Origin of the sequence: Pontibacter aquaedesilientis (genome assembly GCF_014773225.1) — a bacterium.
GTDB classification, from domain to species: Bacteria; Bacteroidota; Bacteroidia; order Cytophagales; family Hymenobacteraceae; genus Pontibacter; species Pontibacter aquaedesilientis.
This window is the reverse complement of sequence record NZ_JACXAJ010000002.1, coordinates 785,529-806,611: the sequence shown is the minus strand read 5'-3', so window position 1 is coordinate 806,611 and position 21,083 is coordinate 785,529. Positions and strand designations below refer to the sequence as shown.

Below are 21,083 nucleotides of genomic sequence, written 5' to 3'. Positions count from 1 at the left end.
TACCCTATTCATCAGTCAGATATTTTACCTATGTCGAAATTACTTTCCATCTTACCGGCTGTTTTGCTCCTCAGTGTTACTGCTTTTGGGCAGGCGCAACGAAAAGTGGTAACCCACCACGACGAGTCCATGACAACCGTGAAAGAGGTATACTACATCACGCCTGACTCGGCCATTGTAGGCTACTACAACCGCTACTACCCTACCGGCGAACGGGAGGCTTTTGCCAAGTTTGTGGAGGGCAAAAAAGACAGCGTGTTCACGGAGTTTTACCAAAATGGTCAGCCCCGCATGCAGGTAACTTATGTGCAGGATCAGAAGCAGGGACCTTTCCGTGCTTTCCATCCGGATGGTCGTTTGCTGCAGGAAGGCAGCTACGTCAAGGACCAGCAGAGCGACATGTTCAGGACTTTCTACCCCGATGGCAATGTGCGCAAGGAAACCTCTTTTGTCAACGGATTCCCGGAGGGGCTGGTGCGGGAGTATTACCCGAACGGCAAGCTGAAATCGGAGATCACTTACAAGAACAGTCAGCAGAACGGCCCGGCTAAAACTTACTTCGATAACGGCAACCTCGAGACTGAAGCCACTTATCGCAACGGTATGCTGGAGGGCTCTTACAAAACCTACTACGACAATGGACAGCTCGAGACAGAAGTGATCAATGTGGCGGGTCAGCGCAACGGCTCCTTCAAAAGCTATTACCGGAGCGGTAAGCTGAGCACCGAGGGAAGTTTTGCCTCAGGTAAAATGCACGGCCCGTCTAAGGCTTATTTCGAGAACGGCAACCTGCGCAGCATGATCACTTACCGCAACGGACAGGTACAAGGGCTTTCGCAGGTATATTTCGAAGACGGCAAACTAAAGGAAGAAGGACAGTACAGCAACAACGGCGACGATCGCAAGATCACTCTTTATTACCCATCCGGAAACATAAAAGCCGAAGAGCAATACAAGAACAAACTGCGCACTGGCAACTGGAAAAGTTACTTCGATGGTCCGGGAAAAAAGGTGGAGGTATCTGAAAACTACGTTGCCGGAAAGCTGGTGGGCGAGCGACAGGTATACCATGAAAACGGCCAGGTGAAAGACAGGTATAAATATGACAAAGACAACGGCAAGATTGTCAGCAGCCAGGAGTATTATGAAAGCGGCAAGCTGAAGTCAGAGACCAGCTACAAAGATGGGCTGCGCTTCGGAGCATATAAGCAGTTTTTCGAAGATGGCAAAGTGGAGGTAATCGGTCAGAACCGCAACAACAAAGCCACCGGCACCTGGAAGTACCAAACCCCGGAAGGCAAGGTATACAAGACACGTCTTTACCGCAACGGTGAGGTTGTGGAGGAGAAAGAGAAGTAATGTTCTTCCGCGAAGCCACTACCGCCGACATACCCCGACTCCAGCTCATCCGCCACTCTGTGAAAGAAAACATCCTCTCCGACCCCGCAAAAGTTACAGACGAACTTTGTGCGCTATACCTGACGGAGCGCGGCAAAGGCTGGGTATGCGAGGTAGACGGCCAGGTGGTTGGTTTTTCGATCGTGGACCTGCAAGACCGCAACGTATGGGCCTTGTTCATGCTGCCAGAATTCGAAGGCCAAGGTATAGGCAAACAACTGCACCGCCTCATGCTCGACTGGTACTTCCAACAAACAAAAGAAACGATCTGGCTGGGCACGGACCCCGGCACACGGGCCGAGCAATTTTACCGCAGGCAGGGCTGGCGCGAAACAGGTATACACGCTGGCTCCGAACTTAAATTTGAAATGCGCCACGCAGACTGGATGACTCAGGCAAGGCACTAACCGATCCCTATCCCTACCTGCACCGACTTTTACCCATAGACTCCCGTATAGACGAATCACGCATTCTAACCAACCCGATTCACTATGCTGGAAGAACTATGGTATAAAAACGCAATCATGTATAGCCTGGACCTCGAAACGTTCATGGACCTGAACGGCGACGGTGTAGGCGATTTTGAAGGGCTCGCCCGACGCCTCGACTATCTCAATGCCATGGGCATCGACACGGTATGGCTGGCCCCTTTCCAACCCACCCCAAACAAAGACAACGGCTACGACATCTACGACTACTATGGCGTGGATCAGCGACATGGCTCCAGCGGCAACTTCGTGGAGTTTATGCACCAGGCTAACAAGCGAGGCATCAAAGTCATCATCGACCTGGTGGTGAACCATACCTCCGACCAGCATCCCTGGTTTCAGGACGCCCGCAGCAGCGAGAATGCCAAACACCGCGACTGGTATGTCTGGTCCAAGAAAAAACCCTCTGACTGGGACGAAGGCATGGTGTTTCCTGGTGTGCAGAATTCTACCTGGACCTACGATAAGAAAGCTAAATCCTGGTATTTCCACCGCTTCTACGATTTTCAACCCGACCTCAACATGGATAACCCCGAGGTTAGAGCCGAGATACAACGGATCATGGGTTTCTGGCTGGAGTTGGGTGTGGCTGGCTTTCGGGTGGACGCGGTACCATTTATCATCGAATCGCCAGTTCCAGGATCCGATAACCATAAACAAAATTTTGACTACCTGCGGGAGATGCGTCGCTTTCTGCAGTGGCGCCGCGGCGACGCCATTCTGTTGGGTGAGGCCAATGTGCTTCCGGAGGAGACAAAAAAATACTTTGGAGACGAAGGCGAAGGCATTCAGATGATGTTCAACTTTTATGTGAACCAGCACCTGTTTTACGCATTGGCCACCGGAGAACTGGAGCCCTTGGTGGAGGCTTTGGAAGAAACCCGCACGCATATCCCTACAGTGCAGTGGGCGCACTTCCTCCGCAACCATGACGAGTTGGACCTTGGCCGCCTGACCGATGAGCAACGCGAGAAAGTGTTTGCCCGTTTTGGCCCTAAGGAGAACATGCAACTTTATGAGCGGGGCATACGCCGAAGGCTATCCACCATGCTGGGCAACCGGCAACAGACCGAGCTGGCGTATAGCCTGATGTTCTCGTTGCCGGGCACACCTGTTATTCGCTACGGCGATGAAATAGGTATGGGCGATGACTTAAGTCTGGAAGAACGCGACGCGGTACGCACGCCTATGCAATGGTCAAACGAGTACCAGGCAGGTTTTTCTAAAGCCGACAAACTGATCCATCCGGTCATCGACAAGGGGCCTTATTCCTATCATCTTGTGAATGTGGAGACGCAGCGCCGTGAGCCGGACTCGCTTCTCAACTGGATGACCGCCCTGATACGCCTACGGCAAGAGTGCACCGAGATCGGCTTTGGGGACTGGCAGATTTTGAAAACAAACAAACCTCAGGTGCTCTGCCTGCACTACAGCTGGCAGGGAAGTTCGCTGCTAATCCTGCACAATTTTGATGAAAAAGCACATGAAGTGATCATTGACCTAAAGCAGAAGCGATCCAAAGTACAGGAAAAGGAGCATAAACTAATCGACATGATGGTGAACTACGAGAGCGAGGCCGACAACAAAGGCAAGCACTACATCACCCTGGATGCCTACGGATACCGCTGGTTCCGTGCTGGGGACCTTAGTCATTTGCTCAAGAAAAGCTAACGGGATGTCTCTATACCTGCTTGTTCTATACCTGCTGGTGCGGGCAGATCTGTCCGCACCAGCAGGTTTTATTGGCCCTGTAGGTCGATTTCGTCAGTAGGCAGAACCTCCACCCGTTTCCCCATTTTTTTCTGGATGATCTTGAAGTGGTGCGCATCTTCCGGCGTGATCAACGAGATGGCTTCTCCAGAGGCTTCGGCGCGGCCTGTGCGGCCAATGCGGTGCACGTAGTCTTTGGGAGAGCGCGGCAGTTCGTAATTGACAACGTAAGGTAGGAACTTAATGTCTATACCGCGTGAGGCCAAATCTGTGGCCACCAATACTCGTAGTTTGCCCGCCTTAAACAGTTTCAGCGCTTCCGTTCTGCCGCCCTGGCTTTTGTCCCCGTGAAACGCGGCTGCGTCTATACCATGCTTGTACAGTTTGCCGGCCACGTTGTCGGCCGTGCGCTTCGACGACACAAACACCAGCACCTGCTGCATGTCGCTTTGCCGGATAATGTAGCGTAACAGCGGACCTTTCTTTTCAGGGCTTACCTGATAAGCCACCTGTTTGATCAGATCAGGCACCGAGGCTTCTTCCTTGATGGTGATCTTCAAAGGGTCAGTGAGCAGTTCAGCAATCAGGTTGTCTACATCTCCGCTGAGTGTGGCGGAGAAGAGCAGGTTCTGACGCCTGTTGGGCAGCAGAGCCAGTATTTTGTTCACTTCCTCCTGAAAACCCAGGTTCAGTATTTTATCCGCCTCATCCAGCACCAACACCTCTACTTCTGATAACTGCACCGCTTTGCTCTCGATCAGGTCCAGCAATCTGCCGGGCGTGGCTACCAGCACGTCGGTACCGCTCAGCTTCATCATTTGTGGGTTGATGGAGACACCGCCATATACCGCCAGGGATTTTACATGACGCGCCAGTTCTTTCCCGAAGTTTTTGAAAACCTCTTCTATCTGAACGGCCAGTTCGCGGGTAGGCACCAGCACCAGCGCGCGCACATACCGGTTGCGGCCGGCTGCTTTCTTTTGAAACATTTCCAGGATCGGCAGTGCAAAACTGGCCGTCTTACCCGAACCGGTTTGAGCTATACCTAAAATATCCCGGCCTTTGAGAACCGCAGGTATGGCCTCCTGCTGTATAGGGTAGGGAGCTGTATAGCCTTGATCTTTAATGGCATGGAGCAGCGGCGCAGAAAGGCCCAACGAAGAGAATGACATAGAAAATCAATTATAAATGGCCTGGCAAAGTATCCGGCCAGTGCAAAGGTACGAAAATTTGCACCCAATCAGCCCTTACCCAAATCAGCATCGTGTCATCCTGGGGCTACCATCTTTTACATTCAGGAAGCGAACGGAGCTTCCCTGAAATTTTATTTCCAACAAATTAACAAACCATTTTTTCCACAGAAATAGTACAGTTGCTGAATTAGTTAACAAGTTATCCACCAAACATACCCATATGTTTGATTTTTTATTCCTAAATCTTCAAATTACCTTCGTAATCCAAACACGAGCACCATGACGCAAAACGGACAAAATGCAGGCCTCCGCAATGATTGGAGTCTGGAAGAGATAAAGGCGATTTATTATAAGCCAGTATTGGAGCTGATCGTAGAGGCAGCCAATGTGCACAAGCAACACCAGGCGACTGGCGAGGTGCAGGTATGCACCTTGCTGTCAGTGAAAACTGGCGGCTGTCCGGAAGACTGCTCTTACTGTCCGCAAGCGGCACGCTTCCACACGGGTGTGGATGTGCACAAACTGCTGAGCCAGGACCAGGTGCTGACGGCGGCACAGCGTGCCAAAGACGGGGGTTCCACCCGCTTTTGCATGGGTGCTGCCTGGCGCGAGGTGCGCGACAACCGCGACTTCGACAAGGTGCTCGACATGGTGAAGGGCGTGAACGACATGGGACTGGAAGTTTGCTGTACCCTGGGTATGGTGAACGAGTACCAGGCCGAAAAGCTGAAAGAAGCTGGTCTGTACGCCTATAACCACAACCTCGATACTTCAGAAGAAAATTACTCTAATATTATTACGACCCGTACCTACGGCGACCGTCTGGACACGATTGATAACGTGCGCAAGGCAGGTATATCCGTTTGCTCAGGTGGTATTATCGGTTTGGGAGAGACAGATGAAGACCGCATTGGAATGCTCTATACCTTGTCAACGTTGGTGCAGCACCCGGAATCCGTGCCGGTGAATGCACTGGTGCCGGTTAAAGGAACTCCGCTTGAGAACCAGCCATTGGTAACGGTATGGGAAATGGTGCGCATGATCGCAACAGCCCGTATCCTGATGCCGAAAACGATGGTACGACTGTCGGCAGGCCGTGAGCGCATGAGCGTGACCGATCAGGCACTTTGCTTCCTGGCCGGCGCTAACTCCATCTTCACGGGCGAAAAACTGTTGACTACGCCAAACCCGGACTTCGACGCTGACAAAGCCATGTTTGATCTGCTGGGACTGACACCACGCAAGTCATTTAAGGAAGAAGTAGTAGACGCTAGATGTTAGATGTCAGATACTAGACTTTAGACTTTCCAAAAAGAAGTGTTTATTATTGAGTCTAGTATCTAACATCTAATGTCTAACAATCTAATAAATAAACTACAGCAGAAGTTGGCGGAGCGGGCAGCGCAGGGCAATTTGCGCACCCTTAAAAACACCGCCGGGCTCATAGACTTCTGCTCAAACGATTACCTCGGCCTTGCTCGGAGCGAAAAGCTCCGGGCACTCATCCAGAAGGAAGAGGATAACTATGCTCATTTGCCTTTGGGAGCGACTGGCTCCCGGCTGCTATCCGGCAACCACGGCCTTTTCGAAGAGTTAGAAGGTATAATCGCGTCTTATCACCATGGAGAAGCGGCACTACTTTTTAACTCCGGCTACATGGCCAATGTGGGTTTATTATCCGCTTTGCCGCAGCGCGGCGACACCGTGTTTTACGATGAGTCCAGCCATGCTTCGATGAAAGACGGCCTGCGACTCAGCTTTGCCAAGAGCTTCAGTTTCCGGCACAACAGTGTGGAAGATCTGAAGCTAAAACTCAAGCATGCCACCGGACAGGTATACGTGGTAGTAGAATCTGTTTACTCCATGGACGGCGATAAAGCTCCGCTACAGGAACTGGCACAACTCTGTGAGGCGCAAGGTGCCGCCTTGATTGTGGACGAGGCCCATGCCGTGGGGCTGTACGGCCCAAAAGGCGAAGGACTGACCGTGGCCCTTGGGCTTGAAAAGCAGGTGTTTGCGCAGATCATCACGTATGGCAAAGCCATGGGTAGCCATGGGGCAGCCGTGGTAGGGCCACAGCTGCTGCGCGAATTTTTGATTAACTATAGCAGAGCATTTATATATACCACTGGCCTGCCGACGCATGCGCTGCTGGCATTGAAGTGTGGGTATACCCTGCTGCCTGAACTTACGCCTGCGCGTGAGCGCGTGCAGCAACTTGCGAACCTACTGTACCAAAAACTGAACAAACTGAGCGGCATTCGCTGCACCCCGGAAAACAGTGTTATTTTATCTGTTTTCCCGCAACAGCCCCGGCAACTCAAGATGCTGGCAGCTGCATTGCAAAAAGCAGGATTTGATGTGCGTCCCGTGTTCGCCCCCACGGTGCCTACCGGCACTGAGCGGCTTCGCGTGATCGTGCATGCCTATAATAGTGAAGAAGAAATTGACGGCCTCGTGCAGGCCATAGCGAAAGGTACATGAAAAGATATTTTGTAACAGGCATCGGAACGGACGTTGGCAAGACAGTTGCCGCAGCCATTCTCACCGAAGCCTTACAAGCTGATTACTGGAAACCCGTGCAGGCGGGAGGACTCGATTTCACCGACACAGACATGGTCAGGAGTCTGGTATCAAATGAGCAGTCCGTATTTCACCCGGAAGCCTACCGCCTTAAAATGGCGGCGTCGCCACACAAGGCGGCAGCGGCAGAAGGTATCGAAATCGATGTGCATGGCTTGCACTTGCCAGAAACCCAGAACAACCTGATCGTGGAAGGAGCGGGTGGTTTGATGGTTCCGCTGAACAAGCGTTATTTGGTGCTCGATTTAGTGCAGCAACTGGGCTTGGAGGTGATCCTGGTTTCCAGAAACTACCTTGGCAGCATCAACCATACTTTGCTCACGGCCGAGGTATTGCGCTACAGAAAAGTGCCAGTGGCAGGCATCATCTTCAACGGGGAGGAGAGCCAGACCTCCGAAGACTTTATCATCAAGTACACCGGTTTGCGTCGTTTGCCGTCCATCCGCCAGGAAGCCGACTTCTGTCAGGAGGCTGTGGCTGAGTACGCTAAGAATTTCACAGGATACCTCTAAACTCGTAACAAAAGTTATACGAAGCGTTTGCCTATTGATTAAACTCTACAAAATTCACGCAATCACTGATTCACTCATTCAACATTGACTCTAGCAGAACGCGACCATAACGTTATCTGGCATCCGTACACGCAAATGAAGACGGCCGCACTCCCTATACCTATCGTTAGGGGTGAAGGCGCTATGCTGTATGCCGAAGACGGAAGTAGTTATGTGGATGGGGTAGCCTCGTGGTGGGTAAACCTGCACGGACATGCCCACCCCTATATTGCCCGGAAAGTAGCCGAGCAGTTGCAAACGCTGGAGCATGTCATTTTCGCTGGTTTTACACACTCGGCCGCTGTTACTTTTGCCGAGCGACTCCTCCAGATTTTGCCACAAGGCCAAAGCCGCATCTTCTATTCCGACAACGGCTCAACTGCCGTAGAAGTAGCGCTGAAAATGGCGATACAATACTGGCAAAACCTGGACACACCGAAGAGGAAGATTATCGCCTTCCGGGACAGTTACCACGGCGATACCTTCGGGGCCATGGCCGTCAGCGCCCGCAGTGCCTTCACGGCACCTTTCTGGTCATACCTGTTTGAGGTTGAGTTTATTGAGGTGCCTATACCTGGTTCTGAAGAGGTAACTGTGGAGCAATTACAAACCTTCGCCCTTAACGGTGATGTAGCCGCTTTCATTTACGAGCCGCTTGTGCTGGGCACCGCCGGCATGGTCATGTATACCCCGGAAGTGCTGGATCAACTCTTGGCTGTTTGCCAGCAGCATAACATCCTTGCCATTGCAGATGAGGTAATGACTGGCTTTGGCCGCACTGGCCGCCTGTTCGCCAGTGACTACCTCCAGCACAAACCAGACATGGTAACTATGTCCAAAGGTCTGACAGGTGGCACTATGGCATTGGGCGCCACGTCTTGCAACGAGAAGATTTACGAAGCCTTCCTGAGCGACGACAAGTTAAAAACCTTGTTCCACGGCCACAGCTATACCGGCAACCCTGTTGCCTGCGCAGCTGGCCTGGCTAGCATGGACTTGCTGTTACTGGATAATACTCAGGGCGATATTGAACGCATAAGTCAGCAGCATGCTGCGTTTTCGGAGCGGATTAAGGAGTTGCCAAAAGTAAAGCAGGTACGCCAGCAAGGAACAATCCTGGCTGTTGAGTTTGAAGCCGACGGCACCTCCTACTTCAACAAATTGGGCGATACCTTGTACAGTTTCGCGTTAGAGCAGGGCGTTATTCTTCGTCCTTTGGGCAACATCATCTATGTGATTCCTCCCTATTGCATCACCAATGAGCAGCTCGGCTTGATTTATGAAACGATAATGGGCATGCAGCAGATTATAACCGGTACCCGCCATTTCGAACCACCCACGCAGACAACCCTGCACGATTAGCAAGAGCCGCCGCTATACCTTCCGTTATTGAAGAGTTAATTTCACTTCTGCCCACAGACCGCTACAGGTCTGCTCATTCTCATTGTTCTATTTGTTACCTTTGCTACCGGATTGGAAGATGTACAGGAACATATCGTGATAAGAGGCTTCGGCGCTATTTTACCGCTTGGTATCGACGAAGCAGGTATAGCGCATGCTTACAACTCCGGCATACCTGCTTTTAAAACCATTCAACATCAAAATCAACCTACCCCTGTTGCAGCACTCCCACCCGGAGCAGAACTGGAACTCGAGCGGCTGATTAACTCCAATCCTGAGTACAGGCAGCTGGACCGATCAGTGCTCATGGCCATTTACGCTGCCCGGCAGGCTTGTCAGCAGGCTGGCTGGTTAACTGAAAACGGAATGCAACAAGATGACTTGGCCGTTAACATCGGCTCGTCGCGTGGGGCAACCGGACTGTTTGAGCAGTATTTTCAAGCTTTCCAGCAGGAACAACTTTCGGCCTCCTCCTCGCCTACCACCACCTTAGGCAATTTGTCCAGTTGGGTTGCACACGCTGTCAATGCAGGTGGGGCGCAAATCAGCCACTCCATTACCTGCAGCACGGCGCTGATGGCTATTGCAAACGGTATAGCGTGGCTAAAGTCAGGTATGGCTGAGCGATTTCTGGCTGGCGGTACCGAGGCACCTCTTACCGACTTCACCATCGCCCAAATGAAAGCCATCGGTATTTATTCTAAGCTCCACGATCATCCTTACCCCTGCCAGCCATTTGGTGCGGCAAGGCAAAACACATTTGTGCTGGGAGAAGGGGCAGGTATACTGGCTTTGGAGAAAGTAACCGCTGTTGAGCTTCAGCCAGGTGATGTCATCGTAGAAGCAGTCGGACTCGGCTTTGAGCCTATTACCAGCAAGACAGGTATTTCAACGGAAGGCCTGAATTTTCAGAAATCCATGCGGCAGGCCATCCGGCAACTGCCACAGCAAGATCAATCCATCGACCTGATCATTACGCATACACCCGGCACCCGATCAGGGGACAAAGCAGAGTTAGCGGCCATCAATGCGGTGTTCGGCGGCCAAACACCAGCCTTATCCACAAACAAATGGCTAGTGGGGCATACCTTGGGGGCCTCTGGTGCGCTCAGCTTGCAATATGCCCTTATTTTGCTGCGCTATCAACAACTGCAATTCCCTAAATATCCTCTCCTTGTTGTCGATCAATACCCGACCAGCCTGCGTCGTATCATGATTAATGCCGCCGGTTTTGGTGGGAATGCAGCGAGTCTCTTGCTTCGCATTATTCAATAACTCAGTCCTATATTTCCATTATTGGGATAAAAATTCCAATTAATGGATGACCCAATCCCCTTTCTGTGAACCCATAAGCCTTTTGGGTACGCCCCAAATTTTCCTGGAAAAAAAATCACACCTGATTACCAACATATTACACACAAAATTGCATTAAAATACCATCCCCTTGACAGGCCTTTATTTTATGGCATTTATTTTTCTTCCAATAGTCACAATTGACCTCCTGACAATGCAGAGCTAGACTTATCTCTATCAATTCATTGACTGTGCAAAAGTCAAGCATTGAACCCCATAACCTTTTTGTATGAATCAAATTTTACCTATTGTCAGAGCTACATTGGTTGGTCTCTTACTCACCCTTTTAGTAACGCTACAGCTTAGCGCACAAACCAAAGGCCTTATTGTCAAGCCTGCCTTGGGAGCAGGTAAGGCGGTATTGGACCCTAACGGAGACGGATATGTTTCCAGCCCTGCCACCCCTCCGGGCTTCAAATTTAATGATGTGCAGGAAAGTGAAATCCCCTACAAGGCCTTGCCTCTGCCTGCTGGTGAAGTACTGGGCGACCTATTGCGTGGACCGACCGACGGCTTCAGCGATTTCGCATTCCTGTTCGGCAACGTGGATCCGGTTTATACCTACCTCTCTAATGGTAACCTGATGTTCCGATTCCGATTGGGAGGTATAGCACCCAATTCGAAGGGTTACAGCATCCTGATTGACACAGACAACAAGTTTGGTAACACAGGGCCGAATGCCGACCCGAACTATACCGCAGCCAACCCTGGTTTTGAGGTAGAAATTGTACTGGCAACTGGTTTCGGGGTTCGCCTGTATAACGTCGATGGCGTATCTTCTCCGGCAGTTGGCTCGCAGTTGGTGAACTTGCCTTATGACCAATATGCCCAGAAAGCGATTGCCTATACTACCAACGGCGGTAGTGCAGATTACTTTTACGATTTCTATATCCCCTTTTCAGAAATTACCAGCCGTATACCGTCTTTTACAGCCAGCACACCGGTGCGTATGGTGGCAAACACCGTGATGAGTGCGCAACACAGCGCCTTGGCCGGTCCTATCTCGGATGTGGGAGGCATAGACGACAGATTATACGCCGGCAACTATGCGGCTGCTTTCACCAACATTATCCAGAATGTGGTGGCCTCGCCATTAAACACTTCTTCTTCTAGCGATTTCCCGGCTATTCGGGCTAATGCTCCTGTCATCACCGGAACTTACACGAGCGGCACGTCCACTTCCTCCAATCCGTTGAGAGTAAACGGTACATCTTCGGAGCCAGCAGGAACAACTATTACAGTTTACCGAAATGGTGTGATGCTGGGTACTACAACTGTCGGCTCCAACGGCACCTGGACCTATACCTTGCCAACTGGCAGCGAACTAGTTGCCGGTGATAAACTGACAGCCACAGCCACCGTTTCAGGCAAATCGGTTTCCAACTTATCGAACGAAGCCGTTGTATATGCTCCTTCGTTTACTTGTAACCGAAGTGCAACTCCCACCATTACCGATAGTTCTGACAAAGGCTTTATCGGCACCGTACCGGCAGGTGTGGCAGCCGGAAGCATTATCCGTATTTATAAAGTGGGAGAACCGGAAGCACCTGCTGCAGGTGTACCGGACATACCTGTAAGTGCCAATGGAACCTGGGGCTGGAATTGCACCGATGGAGTAGGCGCAACAAACCCGAACTCTGGCAAGGGCTGTATCGCTGGTAGCGGAGATTTAGGCGCAGGTTCTTACTATGCCGTGCTCTTCGAAAACAATAAATGTGCCTCTGCGAGATCAAACGATATTTGTATCAAAACAAAAACTAATACCGCTGCGCCTACCCTGGCACAAAGCACAATCACGGCAAGCACATCAAGCCTTAATGGCACGGCACCTGCTGGTGCTACGGTTTCAGTCCTCATCAACAGCACGTATGCCAACCGAACTGTCGCGTCGAGCACTGGCACTTGGACGGTTTCGAACCTGGTTTTTAAAGCTGGCGATATCGTAAACGTGCTTGCTGTTTCTGCAGGCGAATGTGCCTCTGCACGCTCTGCCGTTCAGCGTACTGTTGTGAGCGAGATCACTGCAGCACCAATTGTAAATGGCCCCATACGAGCAGGAGCAACTTCCATATCAGGCACTTCCACAGAACCTGCCGGCACTGTGATCACGGTTATGCGTAATGGTACATCCATTTGCGGTACCTCTTGCCCGGTTGTGGATTCGTTTGGCAACTGGACCCTAAGTGGTATTTCATCATCGACTTTAGCCACCGGCAATACAGTTACAGCTACAGCAACAGCTGCGGGCAAGGGTGTCAGTTCTGCATCCAACTCAGTGACCGTGAGCGCGGTAACTGCAGCACCGGCTATACCTGTTATCACCGGAAATTATACAGAAGGAGCCACTTCAGTTTCAGGCACCGGGCCTGCCAATACGGATATCAATCTGTACATAGACGGCTTCTATTTAGGCAAAGTAAGATCCACATCAACAAACTGGACCATTGAGGGGCTTAGCGGAAGCGACATCGAGAAACTGCTTTATGCAGGTGGTATCCTGACAGCCACTTCTGGTACTATTGGCACCAACGAAAGTGCCGCCTCCAACAGTGTGATGGTGCAATGCTCGACCACAATACCTGACAGAACGAAATCAGTGACAGCTGCCGCGTCGGCTATCTGCCAAAACAGTAGCGCCATCATCCGAATCGGCAACTCAGAGCCTGGCATCAGCTACGTGTTGCGCAACGACGCCAACACGGCTGACCTGAGCTCAGCAGTGATGGGCACGGGCACTGACATTTCCCTGACCTCCTACCCGCTTACAGCCAGCCAGAAGATTCGGGTGTCAGCAATGCGCGGAGAAAGCCCTATATGCGGATCCGTTCTGCTTAACAACTCGGTTGATATCACAGTTAACCCGAACCCTTCTGCCTTTACAGTCGCGGCGCAGAGCAACCAGGTATGCACCGGGTCCAAAGCCTTTGTCAACGTAAGCAACTCGCAAAGCAACGTAAGCTACCAGCTTCGCAACAAGTCCGACAACAGCGCAGTAGGCACTGCTGTGGCGGGCACAGGCGGCCAGATTACGCTGGAGACGCCGGTTCTGACCACAGCGGGCAACTTCACCTATTATGTGCAGGCTACCTCAGGTATAGCACCTACGTTCTGTGGTACCCAAATGAGCAACGAGGTGACCATTACAGTAAACAAAGCACCTGCCAATGACCTAGCAGTTACAGCAGCCGCATCAACGATCTGCCAAAACAGTAGCGCCATTATCCGCATCAGCAACTCAGAGCCAGGCATCAGTTACGTACTGCGCAACGACGCCAACACCGCTGACCTGAGCGCCGCAGTAACAGGAACGGGCAATCAAATCTCCCTGACCTCTTATGCGCTCTCTGCCAGCCAGAAAATACGCGTGTTGGCCAGGAACACCGGAAGTTCTATCTGCAACTCAGCGCTGCTTAACAACTCGGTCGACATCACGGTAAACCCTAATCCAGTGGCCTTCACGGCCGCGGCGCAGAGCAACCAAGTGTGCGCCGGTTCAAAGGTCTTTGTTAACGTAAGCAACTCGCAAAGCAACGTAAGCTACCAGCTCCGCAACAAATCTGACAACAGCGCGGTAGGCACTGCCGTGACAGGCACAGGCGGCCAGATCACGCTGGAGACGCCTGCCCTGACTACAGCAGGCAGCTATACCTACTACGTGCAGGCCACAGGCGTTGCCCCAACCAACTGCGGCAGCCAGGTGAGCGGTGACATTGCCATCACGGTGAACCCGAACCCAGTGGCCTTCACGGCCGCAGCGCAGAGCAACCAGGTGTGCACCGGGTCCAAAGCGTTCATCAACGTGAGCAGTTCGCAGACGAAAGTTAGCTATCAGCTCCGCAACAAATCTGACAACAGCGCGGTGGGTACTGCCGTGACGGGCACAGGCGGCCAGATCACGCTGGAGACGCCGGCCCTGACTACAGCAGGCAGCTATACCTACTACGTGCAGGCCACAGGCGTTGCCCCTACCAATTGCGGCAGCCAGGTGAGCAGCGACATTACCATCACGGTGAACAGAACGCCTAACAGTACATTGGCAGTGTCGGCAGCCGCATCGGCGATCTGTCAGAACAGCAGTGCCATTATCCGAGTAAGCAACTCAGAGCTCGGCATCAGCTATGTACTGCGCAACGACGCCAACACGGCTAATCTGAGCGACGCGGTGGCAGGCACGGGCGGTGAGATCTCCTTGACCTCCTACTCGCTCACGACTAGCCAGAGGATCCGGGTGAATGCCATTAGCTCTTCTTGCGGTACTATAGCATTGACAAACACCGCCGACATCACGGTGAACCCTAACCCTACGGCCTATGCTGTAACAGCGCAAAACAGCCAGGTATGCGTTGGCTCGAAGGCATTCATCAACGTGAGCAGCTCACAGACCAATGTAAGTTACCAGCTCCGCAACAAATCTGACAACAGCGCGGTGGGCACTGCCGTGACGGGCACAGGCGGCCAGATCACGCTGGAGACGCCGGCTCTGAACACAGCGGGAAGTTATACCTACTATGTGCAGGCCACCTCAGGTACAGCGCCTACCAACTGCAGCAGTCAGATGAGCAATGATGTGACTATTACCGTAAATAGATTTCCTGCTAAGGATCTAGAGATCGTAGAGACATCGAGCCAAAACACGGACGGTACGCAGAACCTGGTTGTCGTTAAATCCGAAGTGAATGTTCTTTACCAACTAATGATAGAAGACAGAAACATTGGTTCTCCTGTAATGGGAAATGGCGGTGATATCGTGCTCGTATCTGAAAAGGTAACTTCAGAAAGTGTGACTTACACCGTGCGTGCTCAAAACGCTACTTCAGGCTGCAGCGTTATGTTGACGAACTCTATCACATTGCAGCGAATCACTCCACTTCCTGTAGAGCTGACACTATTCAAAGCCACTTTACAGAACGGCCAAGTGCTGCTGCAGTGGCAAACAGCATCGGAGCTCAATAACGAACGCTTCGATGTTGAACGCAGCACGAATGGCCGCAACTTCACTAAAATTGGCGTAGTGACGGGCAAAGGCACCAGCAGCGTAGTCAACAAGTATAGCTTCACGGATAAAAACCCAATGGCAGGCGTCAGCTACTACCGCTTAAGACAGGTAGACTACGATGGTACTTTTGAATTCAGCAAGGTTGTAGCAATTTCAGCCCAGGGCATTACAAACGAACTAGCCCTGAAAGCTTATCCAAACCCGGCATCTGACATTCTGAAAGCTACCATTTCAGTTCCGGCAGCCCAGTCAGCAGAACTGGCATTGTACGATGTGAGTGGAAGGAGAGTGCTTCAGCAGCAGATCAATCTAGAACCAGGCATCAACACCTTCGAAGTTAGTGTGAATCACCTGCAGTCGGGTGTTTACATCCTAAGTATTCAAGGCAAGGATATGAAGCACAGTACTCGCATTGTTAAAAATTAATTTTCACTTCACCTGTTTGCAACAAAAAACGCAACCCATATGGGTTGCGTTTTTTGTTATAAATGAAGCTTAACTATATGATAACTCAATAAGCCGTTTCAACTCTGACCTATTTTTTCAAACAAAACTCTTTCGAATAAATTTAGAATATAAACGACTTATTACAAAAACCCCACCAAATTTAAGTTCAATTTCAATGATCATTCCTGAGTGTTTTTCGCACAATAATTAACCAACAAAAACCCAACTCAAGCAGTACATAAGTATTAAATACATACATTTGCACGTATTTAACATAATAGACATCCGTATATATACTAAGATTTAAAAATTAATTAATACATATATAGTACAATATATCCTCTACTTGCCCATGTACTTTAATGCAATTCAGGCATATATTGATTTAACAAAAGTCCACATGAAAGTAAAATTTTACCAGTACCTCACCTCACTTTTAGTTTTCCTTTTCTTTAGTGTCAGTTTTTTTGAAGTAGCGGCTCAAACACCTGGTCTTATTTACAACCCTGCAGTAGGTAACGGCAAAGCTGTGTTAGATCCTAATCTGGACGGCTATGTTTCAGTACCGCGCACTCCCCCTGGCTTTGCAACTGTACGGGACGAAGGAGCAAACTTCAGCGAAATCCCATATCGCCCATTCCCGGCTTTGGTTAATGAGCCTACCGGCGACTTGTCTACCGGCTCTACTGGTGGTCATACCGACCTGGTATCAGCAGCTGACATTGGCTCCACAGGTTCTCCTATTGCAGCATATTTCAACGGCACCTATCTTATGTTCCGAATAAGGTTGGGCGGAGCCTCCACAGCCTCGAAAGGTTATAGCATATTAATTGATACCAATAATAAATTTGGAGATTTGGTGGCGGGCGGCAACCCAGCCACGACACCTAACCCTGGATTTGAGTTTGAGGTAGTGCTGGCTTCTAATTTTGAAGTAAGCATATATGACCACAGAGGAAACCCTTCAGGTGGCGCTAAATTTTGGTCTGGGTCGGCTGATCAGTTTTCTCAGAGAGCTGTAGCAGCATCAACTTTCAGCAATAACCCGGACTATTTTTACGATTTTTTTGTACCTCTTTCGGCTTTCCCAACAACGGGTCCGGATTTATTGACTGCAAGCACGCCACTTCGCATGTCAGGTATAACTATCACGAGTGCACAAAGTGGCATTACAGGTTCGGTGTCAGATGTAGGTGGGGTGAATTTTGCTTCCTATGATTTCAGTAAACAACGCGCCTGGAATGCCTTGATCAATACTTTTCCGGCAACAAATTTAACGCAGCTTCAATCTGGCGAATTCCCCAAAATAGCAGCAACACCTCCGGTTGTCAATTCACTGATCCAGGCTAGCAGTAATTCTATTTCAGGCACTTCTGTTGAAGCTGCAAACTCCGATATCACAGTTTTCAGAAATGGCTCCAGCATAGGTACCGCTAAAGTCACTTCTACGGGCACCTGGACATTACCAGGCCTGTCAAGCACTTTGCTGGTTGCTGGCGATATTATTACAGCCAGGGTTACGCCTTCTAACAAAACCACCTCAGCGTTGTCAGCTCCTGTTACGGTTAGTACGGGTTTGTGTACCTCTACCCCTGCTCCGACAATAACAGGATTAGGAGGCAGTGGAAACATGAATAGAAGTTTCACCGGGACTACCCCACTAGTTGGGAGTCAGCGGATCAGGATATATGCAACCAGTTCCCCTTCTACCGCTTTAACTTCTGTAGATATAAACCCAGCAGCAGCCGGTGCCACTTGGACAACACCTGTGATCAATATACCTGAGAACAGTTTTTTTGCCACGACCACCCCTTTGAGCAGTGGCGCTATATCGGGCTGTGAATCTTTAAGGTCAAACCAAATCTGTTTTAGAAACGGGCAACCTAACGTAAATACACAAACCGTACAAATAACAAGCGTAGTATATAATGGTGTTACACAGAATAGCGCTTCAAATGCCACTTGGAATGAAATCCCGATAAACACTACTAGAATTGCTGGTACATTATCGATAGGCACCACATCTATTGCAGGTGATATAGTAGTATTCCGAAATGGAAGCCCAACAACAGTTACTGTTCCATTCAATACCAGCACCACAACCTGGGCTATTGACCTGCCAGCCTCATTAACATCTACCCTGACATCAGGAGATATCCTTAATGTAAGGACAAGCGTTACACTAAGTGGAGGCGCGCAAACAACTTGTCCCAACTCATACTCCAGCGCATCCAATCTACTAACAGTTCAGGCCACAACCACAGCCCCCACGATCAACACTCCTGCTTGTGGCCGCATCACGACGCTTTCAGGAACCTCTTCAGAGGCTTCAGGTACGGTATTGCAATTTTACACCGGAGGCACGCAAGGCGAGAGAAATGGAACCGTGGTTACACAAAGCGGCAATTCCACCCCGATCACCGCGACTGTTACTACACAAGGCACCTGGGTAGCAAGCTTTTCAAGTGTTGCAGGTGGCGGTATAGCAGCAGGCACCGTGGTTACAGCCCGTGCCAAAGCAGCTGGAAAAGTGCGAAGCGTAAATTCTAATCCTGTGACTAGCCCATTACCACTTGCCATACCTACAGGAGCAACGTTTACCATCAATACCGTAACGGCACCTCCTTCTACTGCAGATCTAGTGGATATTTCAGGGACTGGCCCGGCAAGCACAGGCACCATAGTCTACCAGGTATCGCTAAATGTAGATGGCACTGAATACCCACCAGTTAACACTACCTCATCAGGAACCTGGCAGCTTAAAGGTTTAAGTGGACGCGAAATATTTCCAGGAGCTGTGTTGACAGCCACGTTCAGCACAGCAACCTCTAACTGCCCAAGTGCTCCGATCACCACCACAGTACAGTGCCGTGCTTTAACCTCTTCTTATACTACCACAGTAAGCCCGAGTCCAGCCTCGATTTGCTATAATGGCACTGTAAGCGTTACGCTGGGCGGTTCAGAACCGGGTGTATCGTATGCGATCACTAACAATGGTGTACCGACTGGTGCTTCTGTTTTGGGTACGGGTGGCCCGATAACCCTGACATCTGGCCCATTGACTGCTACTACCACCACATTATCAGTGAGAGCATTGGTGCCTGGCAGCACCTGTTCCCCAACAACAGGTATAGGAGGCAACAAAACAGTGACAGTGGCATCCGCACCGACCCAACCAACTTCTCTCTCACTTTCCAGTTCTACGGGCTGCTCTTCGGTCACTACCAATGTAACGCTTAATGGCCCTTCTGTCGGCTTCAGGTACCAGCTCATTAACCTGGACACGCGCGCTACGATTGGTTCAGCTGTTACAGCATCATCTACAGCTAACATCACCTTGGTATCCAACCAGGTATTTTATGCGACGACAAATCTAGGTGTATTGATTACTCCTTCGGGTACCCCTTCATGCACTTCTCAAAGCGACAGAACAGCCACCGTTACTGTTAACCAAGGTCCACGGCTCCAGCAGTCAGTCTCAATCGACAAACCTTCGCCCTGCACTGGTGAGCAAGTTACTATTCGTGTTGCGACCGAATTTAATAGTGCCTATACCTATACTGTGCGTGATAATACCGGTACAGCCATCGGGACGAGCTTTACAGGCACAGGAGATGTGGTTTCCAGAACAACCACGTACAATGGCGGCATTACCAGTTTCAGAAATTTCTATGTGGAGGTAACAGGAGGGTGTGCCACCACTCCTGTCAAACTCTTAACAGAGGTGTCAGCTACGCCTTCTTCTACACCTGTTCAGGCCAATGCGGGCACAAATCGAATTGCCTGCGGCACTGTGACGCTCGCCGCCAATAATGCCTCGCCTGGCATAGGTACCTGGACGAAAACGGGAGGCCCGGCAGGAGGAACAATTACGGAGCCCAATAACCCACGCACCACAGTAACCGACCTGCCCTCGGGTGTACATACTTTTACCTGGACGATCAGAACTGTTTGCGGACAAACAGATCCGGTTATAACAGCCAGTTCGGTCAACATTACCATCAACTGTCCTGCGGAGTACATTGTTACTCCGCCAAAATATGCAGACGAGTACAGGGGCGGAGATATATTAGCGACTGGAACCGACAGTGATGGAGGTATAACGAATGTCGTCTCTATAGGGAATACACTTCCTGCATGGGCGCTTTTACAGCCGAACGGAAACATAGTCGTAAGGCAGAACCAACAGCCTATTCAGGGAACTTATGATTTTGTCATCAGAACGACCGACGCCCAGGGATTTACGACCGACAGCCCGATAAATTTAAGGATAAATGGACAATCTCCAACTATCGTCCCGCTTCCAGTCGAGCTGGTTTATTTCACTGCTGTTGTGCGTAACAATCAAGTAGAGTTGGAGTGGCTTACGGCTTCAGAGCAGAACAATGACCGTTTTGAAATAGAGCGTAGCCTGGATGCGAAAAAATTTGAGAAAGTCGGGTCGGTTAGCGGCAAGGGCACTACAAGCCTTAAATCCAAATACCAGTTTACTGATCGCACTCAGGTACAGGGCACGATTTATTACCGCCTCAAGCAAATTGACTCCGATGGGGAATTTGCATACAGCAAAGTATTGGCGGTATCAGCTAAGTCTTTAGCGAATGAAACAAGTATAAGTGTTTATCCTAATCCAGTATCAGACCAACTTAATGTCACAATCTCAGTACCGATCACCCAAGATGTGGAAATCAGCCTATATGATATCAATGGTCGTAAAGTAATCCGCAAATCACATGAATTGAAAACTGGTATCAATAACCTTAAAATTCCAATTCAACACCTTCAGTCAGGACTTTATATCCTTAAAATAACGAGTATTGATTCAGAATCTGCTATCAGAATTTTAAAGAACTAATAATCAATAACTTGTTTCAATTTGACAGAGGCAGCTTTTCCAAGCTGCCTCTGTCATTTTACAAGCTGTTTAAATGCTCTCCCCCTCTATCATATTGAAGGCGCTCTG

General features: G+C 50.2%; 11 protein-coding genes. 10 read left to right on the top strand and 1 reads right to left on the bottom strand.

Features of this window, described 5'->3' with window-relative positions; translation table 11 throughout:
* The first annotated feature begins 30 nt into the window (after positions 1-30).
* The 3 genes from H9Q13_RS08475 (at position 31) to H9Q13_RS08465 (ending at position 3,557) form a co-directional block, all read left to right on the top strand.
* Complete coding sequence (locus tag H9Q13_RS08475; RefSeq protein ID WP_191183316.1) at positions 31-1,359, top strand: toxin-antitoxin system YwqK family antitoxin; 1,329 nt, start codon at positions 31-33, stop codon at positions 1,357-1,359.
* On the top strand, positions 1,359-1,805 hold the full coding sequence (locus H9Q13_RS08470) for a GNAT family N-acetyltransferase (protein ID WP_191183315.1): 447 nt from the start codon (positions 1,359-1,361) through the stop codon (positions 1,803-1,805). Before H9Q13_RS08475 ends, H9Q13_RS08470 begins: the two co-directional genes overlap by 1 nt.
* A gap of 84 nt (positions 1,806-1,889) precedes the next feature.
* On the top strand, positions 1,890-3,557 hold the full coding sequence (locus H9Q13_RS08465) for an alpha-amylase family protein (RefSeq protein ID WP_191183314.1): 1,668 nt from the start codon (positions 1,890-1,892) through the stop codon (positions 3,555-3,557).
* Positions 3,558-3,625: 68 nt separating this feature from the next.
* Here H9Q13_RS08465 and H9Q13_RS08460 read toward each other — a convergent pair whose 3' ends face one another.
* On the bottom strand, positions 3,626-4,768 hold the full coding sequence (locus H9Q13_RS08460; RefSeq protein WP_191183313.1) for a DEAD/DEAH box helicase: 1,143 nt from the start codon (positions 4,766-4,768) through the stop codon (positions 3,626-3,628).
* A gap of 300 nt (positions 4,769-5,068) precedes the next feature.
* Here H9Q13_RS08460 and bioB point away from each other — a divergent pair, with 300 nt between their 5' ends.
* From bioB to H9Q13_RS17995, 7 genes are all read left to right on the top strand, one after another.
* Complete coding sequence (gene bioB, locus H9Q13_RS08455) at positions 5,069-6,070, top strand: biotin synthase BioB (RefSeq protein WP_191183312.1); 1,002 nt, start codon at positions 5,069-5,071, stop codon at positions 6,068-6,070.
* A gap of 69 nt (positions 6,071-6,139) precedes the next feature.
* Positions 6,140-7,273 carry an aminotransferase class I/II-fold pyridoxal phosphate-dependent enzyme gene (locus tag H9Q13_RS08450; protein ID WP_191183311.1) on the top strand — a complete coding sequence of 378 codons (1,134 nt, stop codon included), beginning with the start codon at positions 6,140-6,142 and terminating at the stop codon, positions 7,271-7,273.
* Positions 7,270-7,884, top strand: coding sequence for a dethiobiotin synthase (gene bioD / locus H9Q13_RS08445; protein ID WP_191183310.1), 615 nt, complete (start codon positions 7,270-7,272; stop codon positions 7,882-7,884). Before H9Q13_RS08450 ends, bioD begins: the two co-directional genes overlap by 4 nt.
* An 84-nt stretch (positions 7,885-7,968) precedes the next feature.
* Entirely contained in the window at positions 7,969-9,285 is a 1,317-nt protein-coding gene (gene bioA, locus H9Q13_RS08440; protein WP_191183309.1) for an adenosylmethionine--8-amino-7-oxononanoate transaminase, read from the top strand.
* Positions 9,286-9,396: 111 nt separating this feature from the next.
* Positions 9,397-10,599, top strand: coding sequence for a beta-ketoacyl synthase N-terminal-like domain-containing protein (locus H9Q13_RS08435; RefSeq protein ID WP_191183308.1), 1,203 nt, complete (start codon positions 9,397-9,399; stop codon positions 10,597-10,599).
* Between the two features lie 307 nt (positions 10,600-10,906).
* Positions 10,907-16,099, top strand: a complete 5,193-nt coding sequence (locus H9Q13_RS08430; RefSeq protein WP_191183307.1) for a beta strand repeat-containing protein — start codon at positions 10,907-10,909, stop codon at positions 16,097-16,099.
* 421 nt (positions 16,100-16,520) lie between these two features.
* Entirely contained in the window at positions 16,521-20,975 is a 4,455-nt protein-coding gene (locus tag H9Q13_RS17995) for a T9SS type A sorting domain-containing protein (protein ID WP_224744156.1), read from the top strand.
* The last annotated feature ends 108 nt before the right edge of the window (positions 20,976-21,083 follow it).

Coding starts and splice junctions, on each gene's coding strand:
- H9Q13_RS08475 (WP_191183316.1), top strand. CDS start 31: ATGTCGAAATTACTTTCCATCTTACCGGCTGTTTTGCTCCTCAGTGTT.
- H9Q13_RS08470 (WP_191183315.1), top strand. CDS start 1,359: ATGTTCTTCCGCGAAGCCACTACCGCCGACATACCCCGACTCCAGCTC.
- H9Q13_RS08465 (WP_191183314.1), top strand. CDS start 1,890: ATGCTGGAAGAACTATGGTATAAAAACGCAATCATGTATAGCCTGGAC.
- H9Q13_RS08460 (WP_191183313.1), bottom strand. CDS start 4,768: ATGTCATTCTCTTCGTTGGGCCTTTCTGCGCCGCTGCTCCATGCCATT.
- bioB (WP_191183312.1), top strand. CDS start 5,069: ATGACGCAAAACGGACAAAATGCAGGCCTCCGCAATGATTGGAGTCTG.
- H9Q13_RS08450 (WP_191183311.1), top strand. CDS start 6,140: ATGTCTAACAATCTAATAAATAAACTACAGCAGAAGTTGGCGGAGCGG.
- bioD (WP_191183310.1), top strand. CDS start 7,270: ATGAAAAGATATTTTGTAACAGGCATCGGAACGGACGTTGGCAAGACA.
- H9Q13_RS08430 (WP_191183307.1), top strand. CDS start 10,907: ATGAATCAAATTTTACCTATTGTCAGAGCTACATTGGTTGGTCTCTTA.
- H9Q13_RS17995 (WP_224744156.1), top strand. CDS start 16,521: ATGAAAGTAAAATTTTACCAGTACCTCACCTCACTTTTAGTTTTCCTT.